Source organism: Nocardioides sp. (assembly GCF_035481145.1).
Lineage (GTDB): Bacteria > Actinomycetota > Actinomycetes > Propionibacteriales > Nocardioidaceae > Nocardioides.
This window is the reverse complement of record NZ_DATIHB010000008.1, coordinates 1-16,371: the sequence shown is the minus strand read 5'-3', so window position 1 is coordinate 16,371 and position 16,371 is coordinate 1. Positions and strand designations below refer to the sequence as shown.

The window sequence follows — 16,371 nt, the reverse complement described above, 5'->3', positions numbered from 1 at the left end:
GCGGGCTCACTCACCGCGGGACGGGCGCACGGCGATGCCCGTGCTGCGGTCGCGCGGGCGCGTGGCAGCCGGACCCTGCACCTTCTGGCCGGGGTGCTCCTTGCGCAGCGCACGCGCCATGCGCTCGGCGGCGACCTCCGGGTCGACGGGGCCGCGCTCCTCCCCCGCCCAGACCACCCAGGCGATGGCAGCGAGCGTGACGACGACGGGCGGAGCCAGCCACCACAGGATTCCCAGGTCCACGACAGGCAGCCTACGGGGTCAGGGGGTACCGACCCACTCATCCGAGCCGTCGGCGAAGCGCTGGTGTTTCCAGATCGGCACGTCGGCCTTCAACGTGTCGATCAGGTCGCGGGTCGCTGCGAAGGCCTCGCCCCGGTGCGCAGCAGCCGTCGCGACGATCACGGCGGTGTCGCCGATGACCAGCTCGCCGACCCGGTGGACCGCCGCCAGCGCCCTCACGTCGTGGCGCGCAGCCACCTGCTCGCACACCTCACGGAGCCGCTCGGCCGCAGTCGGGTGGGCGGAGTAGCCGAGACCCTCGACCTCCACGCTCTCGCCGTACGCCGCGTCGCCCTCGCCGCCGCCGTCCTGGTGCTCATGACCACAGCCGCCGCGCCGGTCATGGTCGCGGACCCGGCCCACGAAGAGGTTGAGCCCACCGGCGGAGTCGTCGCCCAGCGCGTCGAGGACCTCCGTCACGTCGAGCGCGGTGTCGCGGATCGCGACGAGCCGCACGACCCCCTCCACACGTCCGTCCGTCATGCGCGGAAGGGTACCGTGATCGGCATGAACGACACCCCCGGACAGGGCGATCAGGACGACCCGAAGAACCCCTTCGAGGGCACGCCCTTCGAGCAGTTCTTCGGCCAGGCATTCGGACAGGGCGGTGCCCAGGGCATGCCCGACCTCGGCGCCCTGTTCAGCCAGGTCCAGGCGATGATGCAGCCGTTCGACGGGCCGGTGAACTGGCAGCTCGCGACCGACCTCGCCCGGCGTACGGTCGCGGCCTCGCCCGACCCGTCACCCGACTCGGCGCAGTCGACCGCAGTCGCCGACGCCGTCCGCCTCGCCGACCTCTGGCTCGACGAGGCCACCGACTTCGACAGTGGCGTCACGTCCACCGCTGCGTGGAGCCGCGCCGAGTGGATCGAGTCGACCCGCGAGGTCTGGCAGCGCCTGGTCGAGCCCGTCGCCGAGCACGTCGTCGGCGCGATGGGCAAGGCGATCCCCGGCGAGGCCGCCGCGATGGCCGGACCATTCCTCGGGATGCTCACCCAGATGGGCGGCGCGCTCTTCGGCAGCCAGATCGGCACCGCGATCGGGGGCCTGGCCTCCGAGGTGCTCACCGCCTCCGACATCGGCCTCCCCCTCGGTCCCACCGGCCGCGCGGCCCTGCTGCCGACCAACATCGCGTCGTTCGCCGACGGCCTCGACGTCTCCCTCGAGGACGTGACCCTCTACCTCGCCCTCCGCGAGGCCGCGCACCAGCGCCTCTTCGCGCACGTGCCGTGGCTGCGCGAGCACCTCCTCACGGCCGTCGCCGACTACGGCCGCGGCATCACGATCGACACCGCCGGCATCGAGGAGCAGCTGCGCAGCCTCGATCCCTCCAACATGGAGGAGATCCAGTCCGCGCTCGAGGGCGGCCTCTTCGCTCCGACGAAGACCCCTGCCCAGGAGGCCGCGCTGCTCCGGCTCGAGACCACCCTCGCCCTCGTCGAGGGCTGGGTCGACGAGGTCGTCGGCCAGGCCACCGCCCACCGGATGCCCTCCGCGTCCCGGCTCCACGAGGCCGTACGCCGCCGCCGCGCCGCCGGCGGTCCCGCTGAGGAGACCTTCGCCGCCCTGGTCGGCCTCGAGCTGCGCCCGCGCCGGCTCCGCGACGCCTCCACCCTCTGGGGTGCCCTGCGCACGCGGCAGGGCCTCGAGGCGCGCGACGCGGTCTGGCTCCACCCCGACCTGCTCCCGACTGCCGACGATCTCGATGACCCGCTCGGCTTCCGCGAGGGCCTCGACATGCCGACCGAGGAGATGTCGGCTGAGGACTTCGACGCCGCGCTCCAGCAGCTGCTCGACGGGCCGGGCGACGGCGAGTCGGACGAGCCGCGGGCGTGAGCCTGCACGCCGACGCGAGCCGCGTGCTCGCGCAGTGGAACGCGCCCACCGCGGCGCAGAAGGCGCTCAGGAAGCGGTACCTCTCGGTCCTCGAGCGGTCTCCTGATGCGATGACCCGAGCCTGCCGGCCGGACCACCTCACCGCCTCGACGCTCGTGTTGTCGGCCGACGGGTCATCGGTGCTGCTCACGCTGCACGCGAAGGCGCAGGCGTGGTTCCAGTTCGGCGGACACTGCGAGGAGGACGACGCCACACTGGCTGGAGCCGCGCTGCGGGAGGCGCGCGAGGAGTCGGGACTCCTCGGCCTGTCGCTCGACCCGGTCCCCGTACAGCTCTCCGAGCACGCGGTGCCGTTCTGCGGTGGCCCGCTGACCGCGGCCGAGTCCGGCGGCGACTCCGCCCGCCAGGTGCACCACCTCGACGTCCGCTTCATGGCCGTCGCGCCGGAGGGTGCTGCGCATGCCGTGAGCGAGGAGTCACTCGACGTGCGCTGGTGGCCGGTTGACGCGCTGCCGACCAAGGACGAGGACATGGTGGAGCTGGTCGCCCTCGCGCAGGCTCGCCTCGGCCGTCGAGTGGGCACCGCCGCTCTTGATTAACCTTCATTAATGCGCGCGTGCCCTTGGGAAGAGCGACGTGGCCACGAGGTCCGGGCGACTCGAGCGACCTACGTCCGGCACAAGCAGGGGCTGGGTTCATACGCCCCAGGCCCCTTAATGAACGTCAAGTAAGCGCGCGAGCACCCTCTGCGCCGCGCCGACCAGCGCTGGGTCAGGAGCAGGTAGGAACGCGAGGTAGATCCGCACACCCTGGAGCACCACCCAGAACTCCTCGAAGTCACCGTCAGTGGCGGCGGCCCTGGCCGTGGGCAAACGCGTCCACCACGCCTCCCAGTTCGCACGGTCCGCTGCCCACCCGAGGGCCAGTGCCTCTGCAGGGCGCTCGTCGCCTGCCGCCGCTCGTGTCCGCGCCAGCTCGCCGGCAAGGAGCCAGGCGCGGACGCCGAGTGCCTCGGCCTCCGTCGCGGGCAGCGGTGTCGGGAGCATGCCCTGGCCCTCAGGCACCCACACCGGCGTTGCCCACCGGCGCCATCGCTCCGCCATGGCCACCGCGATCAACCGCAGAGTCTCGGCCTTCGATGCCCGCTGCGCGACTGCGGCAGCGGACACCTTCATCCACCGAGCAAGCGCGGCCATCGAGAAGGCGTCGAGCCCCGTGTCCGACAGGATCCGAATGAACCCGTCGGTGACGATGTCCTTGTGGAGCGCTGACGAGTAACGCAGGAAGGGATCGCGCTCGAGATTCCACATGCGACCACCGTGCCGCGGCGTACGCCGGGACGCGACCGGCCCTCCACAGGGGCAGCCCCGGGCTCAGCGGGCCGGCGGGCGTGCGGGTCAGTCCGCGTCGTGCGTGGGCTCCAGGCGGGCGCCGGCGGAGTAGCCCTCGAGGTAGCCCTTGGCCTTCTCGGCCTGGGGGAAGTTGTGCACCCACGCCCAGAACTCGTCGCTGTGGCTGGGCTCGATGAGGTGCGCGAGCTCGTGGACGAGGACGTAGTCGACCACCCAGCCCGGCATGCCCTGCAGTCGCTCGGAGAGACGGATCGTGCGCTCACCCGGAGTGCACGAACCCCACCGGGAGCGCTGGTTGCTGACCCAGCGCACCGACTCGGGGCGGGCGAGACCGCCGAGGTAGGCATCGGAGAGCTGCTTCGCACGCTTCATCAGCTCGTCGTCGGTCGGACGGCGCCGTGGGGCGCGCGCGAGGAGCTTCGCCACCATCTGCTCGACGGCGTTGCGCTCCTGGGCCTTCGTGTACGCCGCGGGGATCATCACGATGATCCGGTCACCCTCGAGGCGCGCCTGGATCGTGCGACGCCGCTGCTTGGAGCGGCGTACCTCGACCTCCGGAGTCCCCATGGACAGGCACCGTAGCGGTCAGACGCCCGAACGTGGCGCAGCCCACTCCAGCAGCCGTGCGAGTGGCCAGGTCGTCACGATGCGGTCCGGGTCGATGCCGGCGGCCTCGGCGCGAGCGGCGCCGTACGCGAGGAAGTCGAGCTGCCCGGGTGCGTGGGCGTCGGAGTCGATGGAGAACACGCACCCGATCTCGCTGGCCAGCTCGAGGAGCTTCGTGGGCGGGTCACGCCGTTCGGGGCGCGCGTTGATCTCGACGGCGACGCCGTGCTCGGCGCACGCCTCGAAGACCGCTCGAGCATCGAACTGCGACTGCGGACGCGTCCCGCGGCCGCCCGTGACCAGCCGCCCCGTGCAGTGGCCGAGCACGTTCGTGAACGGATTGCGCACCGCATTGACCAGGCGCCGGGTCATCGCGTCGCGGTCCATGGCCAGCTTGGAGTGCACGCTGGCGACGCGTACGTCGAGGCGTGCGAGCATCTCGTCGGTCTGGTCGAGCGCGCCGTTGTCGAGGATGTCGACCTCGATCCCCTTGAGCAGCGTGAAGGCGCCGCCGAGGTGGGCGTTGACCGCATCGACCACGTCCAACTGGCGTGCCAGCCGCTCCGCAGAGAGCCCGTTCGCGATGGTCAGGCGGGGTGAGTGATCGGTGAGCACCTGGTACTCCCGGCCGAGCTCCATGGCGGTGATCGCCATCTCCTCGATCGGTGAGCCACCGTCGGACCAGTCGGAGTGGCTGTGCAGGTCACCGCGGACCTGCGCCATGAGCGCCTCTCCCCCGCTGACCAGCGGGCCACCGTGCCGCTCCTCGAGGTCGACGAGGCGGTCGGGCTTCTCGCCGCGGACCGCCTGCTCGATCACCTTGGCGGAGGCCGGCCCGACCCCGGACAGCCTCGTCAGCGTGCCGGCCGCCACCATCGCCGCCACCTCGTCGGCAGGCAGCGGGAGCAGCGTGGCAGCCGCCGAGCGGAACGCCTTCACCTTGTAGGTGTCCTCGCGACCCCGCTCGAGCAGGAACGCGATCCGGCGGAGCGCCGCGACCGGACCGCCCGACCAGGGCTCGGGTGCGCTCACTTCTTCTCCTCCACAGGCTGGGGAATGAGGTTCCCGCTGGTCACCCCGGCACGTGCATCGCCTTCCGGGCGTGTCGCCCACAGGCTCGTCCCGAGACGTTCCACAGTCAACCGCACCCGTTCAACAGCTTCTCCACATCCTTGTCCACAGGCTGTGCGTAGCGATCGGCCACGAGCCATTGACCCACCCGTGGGCGGCTCCTAGCGTCGTACCCATGCGAGGCCTCCGGGCTCCGCCGCCGCGCAGGTAAGGGGAAGGCAGGCGCGATGGCGCGAGGCCCGGGGGCCTCCGCTGCATCTGTCGCTACTTCCCCGTGAACGTCGGCGAGCGCCGCGCCTGGACTGCGGCGATGCCCTCCTGCAGGTCCTCGGTGCCGAAGGTGATCGGCTGGGCCAGCGCCTCGACCTGCAAGGTCTCGTCGAGCGAGGTGCGCTGGCGGCGCAGCGTGACCTTCGCGTAGCGCGTCGCGAGGGGCGCATTGGCGGCCACCTGCGCGGCGGTGGCGAGCACCTCGTCCAGGAAGCCGTCACGCTCGATGACGCGCGAGACGAGGCCGAGCCGGAGCGCCTCGTCGGCCTCGACCAGGCGGCCGGTGAGCAGCAGGTCGCGTGCCGCGGCGTCGCCGACCACCTCGGGCAGGAGGTAGGAGATGCCCATGCCGGGATGGAGCCCGAGCTTCACGAAGGAGGCGCCCAGCTTCGCGCCCGCGGCGGCGTACCGGATGTCGCAGGCGAGGGCGATGCCCAGGCCGGCACCGACCGCGGCACCGTTGACGGCGGCGATCGTGGGGACCTCGAGGTCGCGGACGGCGAGCCAGGTCCGGTAGAAGGCGAGCATCTGGTCACGCAAGGCCGGCGTGGGCAGCGCGCCGCTCTCGGCCAGCCACGTGGTGTTGCCGCCCGCCGAGAACGCACGCCCGGCGCCCGTGACCACGACACAGCGGACGCTCGCGTCGGTCCTCAGGTCGGCGATCGCCGCTGCCCAGGAGCGGGTCATCTCGTCCGACATGGCGTTCATCTGGTCGGGGTTGTCGAGAGTCACCAGGGCGACTCCGTCGACGGGCCGCTCGATCCGGAGGTGGGCGAGGCTCTCAGGCGCGGAAGACATGGCGGCACCCTACGGCGTGGCGCCTCCCACGTTCACGCTCACGCGTGGTCTAGGGTCGCGGTGGTTGCGCGGACAAACTGTGCGTGCGATCCCGGCGGGCTTCCCCACCCTCCCCGTCGCGACGACCAAGTAATACATAGGCAAGGAGGCCGTCATGGCGGAGACCTGGAGCGGCGAGTTCTACTGCGTGAAGTGCAAGGAGAAGCGCGAGGCCACGGGCGAGATCCGTGTCAACGAGAAGGGCACCAAGATGGCCAAGGCCGTCTGCCCCGTGTGCTCGACCAACCTGAACCGGATCCTCGGCAAGGCCTGAGACCGGCGCGCGGCAGCTGCCGCACACTGACTCCGACCCCTGGACCCCTCACCGGGTCCGGGGGTCGCGTCGTCTCCCGGGCCTGTGGAGGACGTACGCCGCCAAGCCCGGCCGCGTGGCAGCCTGCGGACATGCCGCACCAGCCGAGCACCCATCACCCGGGCTTTCCCGCCCGCGCCGCGCTCCGCCCCGGCGTACGGGTGGTGCGGAGGTCGGCGACGGAGCTGCAGGTGGGACTTGCCGCCGAGCATGCGGTGGTGCTGCCTGACGACCCGGCCGTGCACCTGCTTCTGCGCGGGCTCGACGACGGCCATCCTCCGCCACCGCCTGATCTCCTCTCGCCCGCAGCGCGCCACGCCTGCGACCTGCTCCTCGCGTGCGGTCTCGTCGTCGACGCAGATGTCTGGAGCTCGATGCTGCACGGTCTCGACGGAGCCGCGGCCGCCGCACGGTCCGCGCTGGTAGCGGAGGGCAGCGACGACGCACGCGCCCGCCTCGCCCGCAGGAGTGGCGTGCGCGTGGGCATCGACGGTGGCGGCCTCGGCGAGGCAGCGGCCCACCTGGAGGCGCTCCTGACAACGGCCGGCCTGGCGGTCACGCGGCCGGGGCGGGCGGATGTCGTCGCCGTGCTCACCGAGGGTGAGCCCGAGCGGACGCTCCTCGACGGGCTGGTCATCGCCGAGCGCCCTCACGTGCTCCTCGTGGTCTGCGAGGGGCGGGTCCGGCTCGGGCCGTTCGTGCACCCGGGGCTGACGGCGTGCCAGCGCTGCCTCGATGCCCGTGTGGCGGAGGTCGACCCCCGGCACGCGCTCGTGCTCGAGCAGTATGCAGGCGTCTCCCGCCCGCTGTGGGGCCTGCCGCCCGCGGTGCCAGCCGACCTGGTCGCTCTCGCGACCGCCCTCCTCGCCCGTGACCTCACGCGCTGGGCAGACGTGCTGCAACCGGCCACCTGGTCGACGACGATCGAGGTCGATGCTGCTCTGTCACTCCCCCGAAAGACGTGGAGCCGCCACGCAGCCTGTGGTTGCAGCAGCAACCTCAGGTCCGCGTGACGGCTCCGGCGCCGGGCTCACGCGCCGACGCGGGCGAGGGCGAGACGCGCGTCGTACGCCGCCTGCTCGGCCTTGCGGCCCAGGCGGGCTGCGCTGGCCAGCAGGCGCCGGCGACGCTCGCGTTCGGCCTCGGCGAGGCGCGCGGCGACGAGCTCGCGCGCCAGTGCTTCGCTGTGGAGGTACATCTGGGTGCTCCGATCGATTTCAGGTGAGGGGACGGACGTGGCGGCCGGGGTCATGCGGCCACCGCGTCCTTGCGCGGACGACCGCGCGGGCGCTTGCGCGGGATGACCACTCCCTGGAGGAAGAGCTCACCGCCCCACACGCCCCACGGCTCGCGCCGCTCGAGTGCACCGGCCAGGCAGGCGGCCTGGATCGGGCACGACTGACAGAGGGCCTTGGCGTACTCGACATCGCCGGGCTGCTCGGCGAAGAAGAGCTCCGGGTCATTCACGTGACACGGGAACTCGTCGTCGACCAGCTGGGCGGTGCTGCGCTCGAGAACGCTGGTGGTCATCTGTGTTCACCTCCTGCGGTGCGGACCTGTAGGTCCTGGATGGTCTGAAAAATGAGAAAGGCCGCGGAACCCGGGTTTCGGGTTCCGCGGCCTGGAGAGCGCCGGCACTGACTCAACAGTGCGGTGGACTCCAGACCGGAACACCCGGGACGTGCTTGGCATTGCGCGTGGCGACGAGCCAGACGCGCGCGCCACCGAAGGCAGCGGCGGACGGCATGGCGAGACGACGCGGCTTTACAGCGCACGTCGTGATCGGGGTCGTGATCTCCATGGGTGTCCACCTCCTTCGGGTGTCTCGGGTTTGATGCGGGACGGCGACGTTTCGGTCGCCTTGCAGACGACCGTAACGTGTCTCAGTTGTAAGGGGCAAACCATTTATTGACGAATGTCGTCGAAATGCTGCCAAACAGCCGATGGCTCGGCGAGGAGGTCAGTCAGCGGCGACGATGGCGAGAACGTCCTCGCCGAACTGCTCGACCTTCTTGGCACCGATGCCGGCGATGCGCAGCAACGCTGCGGGGCCGTCGGGCCGGTGCTCGGCGATGAGCTCGAGCGTCTTGTCCGTGAAGACGACGTACGCCGGCACCTTGGCCTCGGCGGCACGCTCGAGACGCCACACCTTGAGGCGCTCGAACAACGCCTCGTCGTAGGCCGCGGGGCAGCCCTCGCACCTCCCGGTCTTGCGCTCGCCCGCGCTCGAGAGCGGCTTGCCGCATGTGCGGCAGTGCTGCGCGCGGCGGGCACCGGTGACGCTGGGGCGACCGCTGTTCGAGGAGCCCTCCGGCCGGAGGCCGTCGAGGAAGCGCGAGGGCTTCCTGCTGCGCCGCTGACCGGGGTTGCGCGCGGCAGCCCAGCTGACCCGGAGGTGGAGCCTGGCGCGGGTGAGGCCGACGTAGAGCAGCCGGCGCTCCTCCTCGATCTCGGTGGGCGTCTTCGCGAACGTGATCGGCAGCGAGCCCTCCTGGACACCGCAGACGAAGACGGCATCCCACTCCAGACCCTTGGCGGCGTGCATCGTCGCGAGGGTCACGCCGCCGGCGACCGGCGCATGCTGCTCGCTGGCACGGCGGTCGAGATCGTCGACGAAGGCCCCGAGGCGGCCCGGGTGCTCGACGGCGTAGGCCTCGGCCTGGGAGACGAGCGCCTGAAGCGACTCCCAGCGATCGCGGGCGCTGCCGCGTGCGGTGGGCGGCTCGGGGGCCCACCCCAGACCCGAGAGGGTGCCCTTGACGGCGTCGACGAGGTCGTCGGGATCGCCCTGCGACCGCGCGGTGCCACGCAGCAGGGTGATCGCCTGGCGCACCTCCTGGCGGTCGAAGAACCGCGCAGCACCACGGATCACGTACGGCACGTTGCGCGCGGCGAGCGCGTCTTCGAACGCCTCCGACTGCGCGTTGATGCGGAAGAGGATCGCGATCTCGCTGACGGGCGTGCCCCCGGCGACGAGCGACGCGATCTCGGCCGCAACCGCCTCGGCCTCGGCGACCTCGTCGTCGTACTCCAGGTAGCGGACGCTGGCGCCGGACGGTCGCTGCGCACGGAGGTCGACTCCACGCGAGCTGGTGCCGGCGAGGAGCCCGTTGGCAGCCGCGACGACCTCCGGGGTGGAGCGGTAGTTGCGGACAAGCTCGACCTTGGTCGTGCCCGGGAACCGCTGGGGAAAGTGACGCAGGAAGTCGGCGTCGGCGCCCGCGAAGCTGTAGATCGTCTGGGCTGGGTCACCGACGACGCAGAGCTCGTCACGGCCGCCGAGCCACAGGTCGAGCAGGGTCGACTGCAGCGGCGAGACGTCCTGGAACTCGTCGACGACGAAGAACTTGTACTGCCGCCGCACCTGCGCGGCGACCCGCTCGTCGTCGGCCAGCAGCCCCGCGGTGAGCAGGAGGACGTCCTCCATGTCCATCCGGCCCGACGAGCGCTTCACGTCCTCGTAGGAGGCATAGGCCCGCGCGACCGTCGCCGCGTCGGCACCGTTGACCTCGCGGCCCCGGGCGGGCGCGACGACGACGTAGTCGTCGGGGCTGACGTTGCTGACCTTCGCCCACTCGATCTCGCTGGCGAGGTCGCGCAGGAGCCCCTGGTCGGTGCCGATGCGCAACCGGCGGACCGCCTGCGCCATCAATCCGAGCTTGGACTCGGTCAGCTGGGGCAGCTCGGTGCCGTGGATCGCGGGCCAGAAGTAGCGCAACTGGCGCAGGGCGGCCGCGTGGAACGTGCGCGCCTGCACGCCGGGCGCGCCCAGCTCGCGCAGCCGTGTGCGCATCTCCCCCGCCGCGCGTGTGGTGAACGTGACCGCCAGGACCTCGGTCGGCTGGTAGACCCCCTCGGCGACGCCATGGGCGATGCGGTGCGTGATCGCGCGGGTCTTGCCCGTGCCGGCACCCGCGAGCACCTGCACCGGGCCCCGCAGCGCCTCAGCCACGCGCCTCTGCTCGGGGTCGAGTCCGGCGAGCAGGTCGCCACGGAGGTCGGGTCGAAGCATGGCGGCAAGACTAGAGGCGGCCACCGACACGTCGTACGCGCCACCACGCGAGCGGGACACCGACGGCGAGGAGGACGGCGAGACCAGTGACCAGCAGTGACCCGAGCGCCGCGCGGCCTCCGTCGCACGACGAACGCGTGCACAGCGGCAGGTCGAGCACCACGAGCACGAGGAAGAACGCGAGCGGGACCGAGGCGACCATCCAGGCCCACAGGCCGAGCGCCGCCGCGCGCGACGTCGTACGGGCCACGTGGCTGTCCGCCAGACGTGACCGTGGCCGGTGTCCCGGACTCCAACGCTTCGGCTTCACCACGGCGACACCGTACGCCGGGCCCGCAGGCGGGAATGCAGAACGGTGACGCTCCGTTGGGCACCGCATGAGCGCCGTCACGATGTACAGCACCCAGTGGTGTGGCTACTGCCACCGCCTGAAGAGCCAGCTCGACCGCGAGGGCATCGCCTACGAGGTCGTCGACATCGAGAGGAACGAGGACGCCGCGGTCATCGTGATGCAGGTCAACGGAGGCAACCAGACCGTCCCGACCCTGGTGTACGCCGATGGCTCGGCGCAGACGAACCCCTCCCTCGCCCAGGTGAAGTCCAAGCTCGCGTCGCTCGGCTGAGCACAGCGGCTCCGGGCCGCGACTCACCAGTGGCCCGGGAGCTCCCCGCCGTACCAGTGCTCGATCAGGGTGCGCGAGATGGAGATGCCGCGGCCCGGCAGGGCGATCTCGCCGCTCTCGGTCTGTGCCTCGAGCTCGGCGCGCGTGAACCACCGGGCGTCGGCGAGCTCGACGGGGTCCACGTCGATCTCGGTCGAGAGCGCCCGTCCGAAGAAGCCGAGCATGAGCGAGCTCGGGAACGGCCAGGCCTGGCTGCCGAACCAGGTCACCTCGCCGACGACGACACCTGCTTCCTCACGCACCTCGCGGCGCACGGAGTCCTCCAGCGACTCCCCCGGCTCGGTGAAGCCCGCCAGCGTCGAGAAGCGGGTCGGGCCCCACTGGTGCCCGCTGCCGAGGAGGCACCTCTCCTCCGCTGACCCCGGCTCGCCATGCGTGATCAGCATGATCACCGCGGGCTCGATCCGCGGGAAGTGCTCGCGTGAGCAGTCCGCGCAGCGCAGGACGTGACCGGCCAGCTCCGGGACGAGCGAACCCCCGCAGCGCGGGCAGAAGCGGGTGCGGGTCAGCCACTCGGACATGCCGAGCGCGTGGAAGACGAGCCGGGTGTCCCAGCCGTCCTGGACGAAGTGCCGACCGAGCTCACGCATGCCCGCCCACGTGACGTCGTCGCCCCGGCGGGCGACGTGCAGCGCGAAGTGGTGGGCTCCGTCGTGCTCACCGAGCAGGATCCGCGTGCCCTCGCCGACCAGGTCAGCGGCGTCTGACGGGGAGAGCCAGGCCGGAGCGTCGTCGCGCGCCAGCATCCAGCCGCCGCTGACCGGCAGGACGCGTGTCGCAGGGTCAGCCCAGAGAGCGTCGAGGCGGCTCGCGTCGCCCCGCAGGTGTCCGAGGCGGTCGTGGCTGGTCAGGCCCGGCTGGACGGGTGCGGTCTCGTCGCTCACGCCCCGATCATGGCAGGACGGCCCCCGGCGCGAGCAGGGCCGCCAGCTCCTCGCGGCCCGGCAGGTCGTCGTGGACGACGGTCCGGCCGGTGCGCACGTAGTGGAACGCTGCCCGCACCTGGTCGACGCCGACCCCCATGAGCTCCGCCCACGCGACGCGGTAGACCGCGAGCTGCAGCGGGTCGGCGGCTTCCGCCTTGTTGGTCTTCCAGTCGATGACGAGGTAGCGATCGGGGTCACCGAGGTGCTCCCCCGGCTCGAGATAAACCGCGTCGATCCGGCCGCGGATCACCTGGCCAGCGCCCGCACCGCCCAGCACCAGCGCGAACGGCGGCTCCACGACGTGGGGCACGCGATCGGCGAAGGGCCCGCTCTCGAACGCCGTGACCAGCTCGCGCAGCTCGGCCTCGTCGATCTCGGCATCGCCCGCGCCCGGAAGGTCGTCGAGCCCGATCAGCTGCTGCTGCCCGAACCGCGCCTCGACCCACGCGTGGAAGCGCGTGCCGAACCGCGCCGACGAGGACGGGCGGCGTGGCATCGGTCGGGCCAGGTCACGCGCGAAGGACTCGGGGTCGTCGCGCAGCCGGCTCAGCGAGGTGGCCGAGAGCGAGCTCGGGAGGGGCACCTCGACGACCTCCGCGAAGTCGCGCGCCGCCTCGGCGAGCAGACGCGCGATCTCGTCGTCCCATCGGGCGATGGTCGGGTCGTCGGAGGGCACGACCGGCCCGGCCTCACGCACCCGGCGGGCTGCCTCGGTGCGTCGCTCCACCTCGGGGGTCACATGGCTGATCGGCCAGGGCAGCTCGACGGTCTCGTCGGCGTAGGGCGACGGCTCCTCCTTCAGCGGCGCGTCCAGCCAGGCCTCCGGGATGGCACCCCACTCTCCGATCGCGTCACGCGTCGCAACGGCGTACGGCGAGGGGCCGAGACCGTTGACCAGACCGCGCCGGTAGCGCCAGGCGGACACGACGAGCTCGTGCCGGGCACGGGTCCAGCCCACATAGCCCAGGCGCAGCTCCTCGAGTGCCTGGTGCTCGCGGCGCTCCGCCTCGTAGGCCTTCAGGGCAGCCGGGTCGTGACCGCGCAGGGCGGGCTGGTCGATCGCGTCGCCACGCAGGACGGCGGGCAGCACGCCCGCGGCGACCAGGGGGTTGGAGCGGAGCGTGGTGACGGGGAACTTCTTCTCGACCACACCGGGCAGGAAGACGACGTCCCACTCCAGGCCCTTGGACCGGTGGACGGTCAGCAGCTTGACGGAGTCGGCCTCGGTCGGCACGGCGACGTCGAGGCCCTGGCCGATGTCGTCCTCTGCCTGGAGCCACGCGATGAGGGCGCCCAGGTCGGTGCGCCCGTCGAGGCCGACGAACTCGGCGATCGCCTTGACGAAGAGGTCGAGGTTGTCGCGCCGTGCGGCTGCGGCCGGGCTGACCGAGGAGGCCAGCTCGACGTCGATGCCGCAGGCGTCGATGATCCGGCGGACCAGGTCGAGCACGGGCTCCCCCGCTGCGGCCCGCAGGCGACGCAGCTCGTGGGCGAGCAGGTCGAACCGCTCGAGGGCCTCGGCGGAGTAGTCGGCCTCACCCGGTGACTCGAGCGCGTCTGCCAGCGCCGGAACCTCGAGTGGGTCGCCCGCGGCCACCGCCTGCACGAGCTGGACGTGCAGCTCCTCGGGCGTCGCCTTGCGGGCACCGGCGAGCTCAGTGGCACGACTGCCGAGCAGGGACAGGTCACGCAGGCCGATCTGCCAGCGGGGGCCGGTCAGCAGCGTGAGGAGGGACGCGTTGGCGGTGACGTCCTGGACCAGCGTGAGCATGGCCAGCACCTCCGCGACCTCCGGAAGCCGCAGCAGGCCCTTGAGGCCGACGATCTCGACGGGGATCTCGGCACCGGTGAGCACGTCGAAGACATCGGCAGCGTGGCGGTTGTCGCGCACGAGGACGCCGATCTCGCCCCACGCCGTGCCGCGCTGGTGCGTCATGGCGACCTGCTCGGCGAGCCAGGCCAGCTCGTCGTCGTAGGTGTTGTGGATGCGCACCCGCACGTCGCCCTCTGCGGCTCCCGGCGCAGCAGCGAGGCGCACGACGTTGCGCGTCGTGGAGTAGAGCGGTGCCGCGAGGTGGTTGGCCACCGCGAGGATGCGCCGGTCCGAGCGGCGGTTGACCGCGAGCTGGTAGGTCGCCGCCGGCCCGTCTGCATCGGGGAAGTCGAGGTTGAACTGCAGGATGTTGGAGACCGAGGCTCCACGCCAGCCGTAGATCGCCTGGTTGGGGTCACCGACCGCCATCACGGCGTGGCCGTCACCGAAGATCCTGCGCAGCATGCGCGCCTGCGCGACCGAGGTGTCCTGGTACTCGTCGAGCAGCACCACCTTGTACGCCGACCGCTCGGCCTCGCCGACGGCAGGATGCTCCTCGGCGAGCCGGGCGACCAGAGCGATCTGGTCGGAGAAGTCCATCAGGCCCAGCTCCGTCTTGAGGGCCCGGTAGCCCTCGACGAGGCCGATCAGCTCCTCACGCTTGGCGATGCCGGCCAGGCACTTCTTGATCTCGGCCTGGGCGCGACTCGTCGCCAGCGCGGCGGTGAACCCCTCGACATCGCGCCGGTGCTGCTCCCGGAGACGCTCGATCGAGCAGAGGTGCTCGGAGAGCTCCGCATCGAGCGAGAGCAGGTCGCCGATGACCGTGTCGGGATGATCGCTGAGGACCTCGACGGAGCCGCGGTGCCGCGCGACCGCCTTGGCCGCGAGCTGGTAGCGCTGGGCGTCGGTGATCAGCCGCGTGTCGGGCTCGTGGCCGATGCGCAGGCCGTGCTCGCGCAGCAGGTTGGCGGCGTAGGAGTGGTAGGTCGAGACGGTCGGCTCGTCGCGCTCCTCGCGCTCGCCTCCGAGGAGGCCGGCGTCGGCCAGGCCCGCGCGCACACGCTGCTGGAGCTCGCCTGTCGCCTTGGTCGTGAAGGTGAGGCCGAGGACCTCCTCCGGGCGCACCAGCTCGTTGGCGACCAGGTAGAGGACCCGAGCCGCCATGACCGCGGTCTTGCCCGAGCCGGCCCCGGCGATGACCACAGCCGGAGCCAGCGGTGCCGTGATCGCCTGGAACTGCTCGTCGCTGAAGGTCCACTCGACGCCCATCAGGTCGCGGAGCTGCTCGGGAGTCCGGATCCTCACGACAACACCGATCCCGAGGCGAAGCCGGGGCAGATCGGCTGGAACGAGCAGAACCGGCAGTGACCGTTGTTGGGGTCGACGGGACGCACCACGAACTCCTCCCGCCGCACCGCGGCGGCCGCCTCCGCGAGCTGCTCGCGGATGAGGTCGGGCGCGGCCTGGGCGTCGATGCGCGGCTGGTCCTTGCCCAACCGGAGCTGCCACAGCTCGGCGCCGCCGGAGACCGCGCCGGGGACGAGGTCGTCGACCGCGCCCGCGTCGACCGCTGCCTGGTAGAGGCCGAGCTGGGGATGCTCCTTGATCTGCTTCGCGGTCGGACCGTACTTGCCGGTCTTGAGGTCGACGACGATCACCTTGCCGTCCTCGTCGAGCTCGAGCCGGTCGGCCTCACCGGTGAGCGTCACCTGGGTGCCGTCGTCGAGGGTCACCGTTGCCCGGAGCCTCTGCTCGGTCGCGATCACGACGCGTGCACCCGGCCGGGTGTGCCAGGTCAGGAAACGCGCCAGGCAGTCACGGATGGCGGCCCGCTCGCGCATGCTGCTCCAGGGCGTGCGGAACTCCATGCGACCCCACACCTCGTCGACGTGGACCATGAGCTCGTCGAGGTCGGGCAGCACCTCGCCCTTGTGAAGCCGGTCGGCGAGCGCGTGGACGATCAGGCCGAAGCCCTGGCTGGTCGAGCTGACCCGCGAACCCCCGGCCTCGCGCTCCAGGAACCACTTGGCCGGGCACTCCAGCAGCGCCGAGAGGGCGCTGGCGGACAGCGCGACCGGCTGCTCGTCGGGCCGGATCGGCACGACGGACCGGGTCGCGGCGCGGAGGCCCCACCACGTTGACGGATCGGCCTGAGGCGCGACAGCACGCCCGCGGACCTCTGCAGCCGCGAGCTGCTTGAGGCGGCTGGCGGCGGCATCGCGCAGGTGCTCGTCTCTGGCGGGATCGGCGAGCACCTGGCGCAGCTCGGAGACCAGGCCGGCCAGCGAGAGCGGGCGGCGTGGTCGGCCGATGACGTGGCGGGCCGTCTCCTGCTCCTGGGTCGCCGGCTCGAGCTCGCCGAGGAAC

Annotated in this window: 19 protein-coding genes; 5 read left to right on the top strand and 14 right to left on the bottom strand. The window is 71.9% G+C overall.

Annotated elements, in window-relative coordinates; genetic code table 11:
* Positions 1-6 precede the first annotated feature (6 nt).
* Both VLF38_RS00910 and VLF38_RS00905 read right to left on the bottom strand, forming a co-directional pair.
* Positions 7-243 (bottom strand): hypothetical protein, encoded by a 237-nt coding sequence (locus tag VLF38_RS00910; RefSeq protein WP_325269411.1) that lies wholly within the window; start codon positions 241-243, stop codon positions 7-9.
* 18 nt (positions 244-261) lie between these two features.
* The gene (locus tag VLF38_RS00905; protein WP_325269410.1) at positions 262-765 is read right to left on the bottom strand and encodes a molybdenum cofactor biosynthesis protein MoaE; all 504 of its coding nucleotides are present in this window, start codon (positions 763-765) and stop codon (positions 262-264) included.
* A 24-nt stretch (positions 766-789) separates the two neighbouring features.
* On the opposite strand from VLF38_RS00905, the gene VLF38_RS00900 reads away from it, so the two are divergent.
* Positions 790-2,118 carry a zinc-dependent metalloprotease gene (locus VLF38_RS00900; RefSeq protein ID WP_325269409.1) on the top strand — a complete coding sequence of 443 codons (1,329 nt, stop codon included), beginning with the start codon at positions 790-792 and terminating at the stop codon, positions 2,116-2,118.
* On the top strand, positions 2,115-2,717 hold the full coding sequence (locus tag VLF38_RS00895) for an NUDIX hydrolase (RefSeq protein WP_325269408.1): 603 nt from the start codon (positions 2,115-2,117) through the stop codon (positions 2,715-2,717). Before VLF38_RS00900 ends, VLF38_RS00895 begins: the two co-directional genes overlap by 4 nt.
* A gap of 114 nt (positions 2,718-2,831) precedes the next feature.
* Here VLF38_RS00895 and VLF38_RS00890 read toward each other — a convergent pair whose 3' ends face one another.
* From VLF38_RS00890 to VLF38_RS00875, 4 genes are all read right to left on the bottom strand, one after another.
* Positions 2,832-3,428, bottom strand: a complete 597-nt coding sequence (locus VLF38_RS00890) for a hypothetical protein (RefSeq protein ID WP_325269407.1) — start codon at positions 3,426-3,428, stop codon at positions 2,832-2,834.
* An 87-nt stretch (positions 3,429-3,515) separates the two neighbouring features.
* Positions 3,516-4,037 carry a M48 family metallopeptidase gene (locus VLF38_RS00885; RefSeq protein ID WP_325269406.1) on the bottom strand — a complete coding sequence of 174 codons (522 nt, stop codon included), beginning with the start codon at positions 4,035-4,037 and terminating at the stop codon, positions 3,516-3,518.
* A gap of 18 nt (positions 4,038-4,055) precedes the next feature.
* On the bottom strand, positions 4,056-5,108 hold the full coding sequence (locus VLF38_RS00880) for a PHP domain-containing protein (protein WP_325269405.1): 1,053 nt from the start codon (positions 5,106-5,108) through the stop codon (positions 4,056-4,058).
* Between the two features lie 303 nt (positions 5,109-5,411).
* Complete coding sequence (locus VLF38_RS00875; RefSeq protein WP_325269404.1) at positions 5,412-6,215, bottom strand: enoyl-CoA hydratase/isomerase family protein; 804 nt, start codon at positions 6,213-6,215, stop codon at positions 5,412-5,414.
* A 154-nt stretch (positions 6,216-6,369) separates the two neighbouring features.
* Here VLF38_RS00875 and VLF38_RS00870 point away from each other — a divergent pair, with 154 nt between their 5' ends.
* Both VLF38_RS00870 and VLF38_RS00865 read left to right on the top strand, forming a co-directional pair.
* On the top strand, positions 6,370-6,528 hold the full coding sequence (locus tag VLF38_RS00870) for a DUF5679 domain-containing protein (RefSeq protein WP_165872837.1): 159 nt from the start codon (positions 6,370-6,372) through the stop codon (positions 6,526-6,528).
* Between the two features lie 131 nt (positions 6,529-6,659).
* Positions 6,660-7,580: a hypothetical protein gene (locus VLF38_RS00865; protein ID WP_325269403.1), complete on the top strand. Its 921-nt coding sequence runs from the start codon at positions 6,660-6,662 to the stop codon at positions 7,578-7,580.
* A gap of 17 nt (positions 7,581-7,597) precedes the next feature.
* Here VLF38_RS00865 and VLF38_RS00860 read toward each other — a convergent pair whose 3' ends face one another.
* From VLF38_RS00860 to VLF38_RS00840, 5 genes are all read right to left on the bottom strand, one after another.
* A complete protein-coding gene (locus VLF38_RS00860; RefSeq protein WP_325269402.1) occupies positions 7,598-7,765 on the bottom strand; it encodes a hypothetical protein in 168 nt (55 codons plus the stop codon).
* Positions 7,766-7,815: 50 nt separating this feature from the next.
* Positions 7,816-8,097 carry a WhiB family transcriptional regulator gene (locus VLF38_RS00855; protein ID WP_107699031.1) on the bottom strand — a complete coding sequence of 94 codons (282 nt, stop codon included), beginning with the start codon at positions 8,095-8,097 and terminating at the stop codon, positions 7,816-7,818.
* A 112-nt stretch (positions 8,098-8,209) separates the two neighbouring features.
* On the bottom strand, positions 8,210-8,368 hold the full coding sequence (locus VLF38_RS00850) for a hypothetical protein (RefSeq protein ID WP_325269401.1): 159 nt from the start codon (positions 8,366-8,368) through the stop codon (positions 8,210-8,212).
* Positions 8,369-8,527: 159 nt separating this feature from the next.
* On the bottom strand, positions 8,528-10,579 hold the full coding sequence (locus VLF38_RS00845) for an ATP-dependent DNA helicase UvrD2 (protein ID WP_325269400.1): 2,052 nt from the start codon (positions 10,577-10,579) through the stop codon (positions 8,528-8,530).
* A gap of 10 nt (positions 10,580-10,589) precedes the next feature.
* A complete protein-coding gene (locus VLF38_RS00840; RefSeq protein ID WP_325269399.1) occupies positions 10,590-10,892 on the bottom strand; it encodes a hypothetical protein in 303 nt (100 codons plus the stop codon).
* 64 nt (positions 10,893-10,956) lie between these two features.
* Between VLF38_RS00840 and VLF38_RS00835 the strand changes: the two genes are divergently transcribed.
* Positions 10,957-11,202 (top strand): mycoredoxin, encoded by a 246-nt coding sequence (locus VLF38_RS00835; RefSeq protein WP_325269398.1) that lies wholly within the window; start codon positions 10,957-10,959, stop codon positions 11,200-11,202.
* Between the two features lie 23 nt (positions 11,203-11,225).
* Here VLF38_RS00835 and nudC read toward each other — a convergent pair whose 3' ends face one another.
* The 3 genes from nudC to VLF38_RS00820 form a co-directional block, all read right to left on the bottom strand.
* Positions 11,226-12,146 carry an NAD(+) diphosphatase gene (nudC, locus tag VLF38_RS00830; RefSeq protein WP_325269397.1) on the bottom strand — a complete coding sequence of 307 codons (921 nt, stop codon included), beginning with the start codon at positions 12,144-12,146 and terminating at the stop codon, positions 11,226-11,228.
* A gap of 7 nt (positions 12,147-12,153) precedes the next feature.
* The gene (locus VLF38_RS00825; protein WP_325269396.1) at positions 12,154-15,309 is read right to left on the bottom strand and encodes an ATP-dependent DNA helicase; all 3,156 of its coding nucleotides are present in this window, start codon (positions 15,307-15,309) and stop codon (positions 12,154-12,156) included.
* Positions 15,306-16,371: PD-(D/E)XK nuclease family protein (locus VLF38_RS00820; protein WP_325269395.1), on the bottom strand; the 1,066-nt coding region annotated here is incomplete at its 5' end. The genes VLF38_RS00820 and VLF38_RS00825, both read right to left, overlap by 4 nt.

Coding starts and splice junctions, on each gene's coding strand:
- VLF38_RS00905 (WP_325269410.1), bottom strand. CDS start 765: ATGACGGACGGACGTGTGGAGGGGGTCGTGCGGCTCGTCGCGATCCGC.
- VLF38_RS00900 (WP_325269409.1), top strand. CDS start 790: ATGAACGACACCCCCGGACAGGGCGATCAGGACGACCCGAAGAACCCC.
- VLF38_RS00890 (WP_325269407.1), bottom strand. CDS start 3,428: ATGTGGAATCTCGAGCGCGATCCCTTCCTGCGTTACTCGTCAGCGCTC.
- VLF38_RS00885 (WP_325269406.1), bottom strand. CDS start 4,037: ATGGGGACTCCGGAGGTCGAGGTACGCCGCTCCAAGCAGCGGCGTCGC.
- VLF38_RS00875 (WP_325269404.1), bottom strand. CDS start 6,215: ATGTCTTCCGCGCCTGAGAGCCTCGCCCACCTCCGGATCGAGCGGCCC.
- VLF38_RS00870 (WP_165872837.1), top strand. CDS start 6,370: ATGGCGGAGACCTGGAGCGGCGAGTTCTACTGCGTGAAGTGCAAGGAG.
- VLF38_RS00865 (WP_325269403.1), top strand. CDS start 6,660: ATGCCGCACCAGCCGAGCACCCATCACCCGGGCTTTCCCGCCCGCGCC.
- VLF38_RS00860 (WP_325269402.1), bottom strand. CDS start 7,765: ATGTACCTCCACAGCGAAGCACTGGCGCGCGAGCTCGTCGCCGCGCGC.
- VLF38_RS00855 (WP_107699031.1), bottom strand. CDS start 8,097: ATGACCACCAGCGTTCTCGAGCGCAGCACCGCCCAGCTGGTCGACGAC.
- VLF38_RS00850 (WP_325269401.1), bottom strand. CDS start 8,368: ATGGAGATCACGACCCCGATCACGACGTGCGCTGTAAAGCCGCGTCGT.
- VLF38_RS00845 (WP_325269400.1), bottom strand. CDS start 10,579: ATGCTTCGACCCGACCTCCGTGGCGACCTGCTCGCCGGACTCGACCCC.
- VLF38_RS00835 (WP_325269398.1), top strand. CDS start 10,957: ATGAGCGCCGTCACGATGTACAGCACCCAGTGGTGTGGCTACTGCCAC.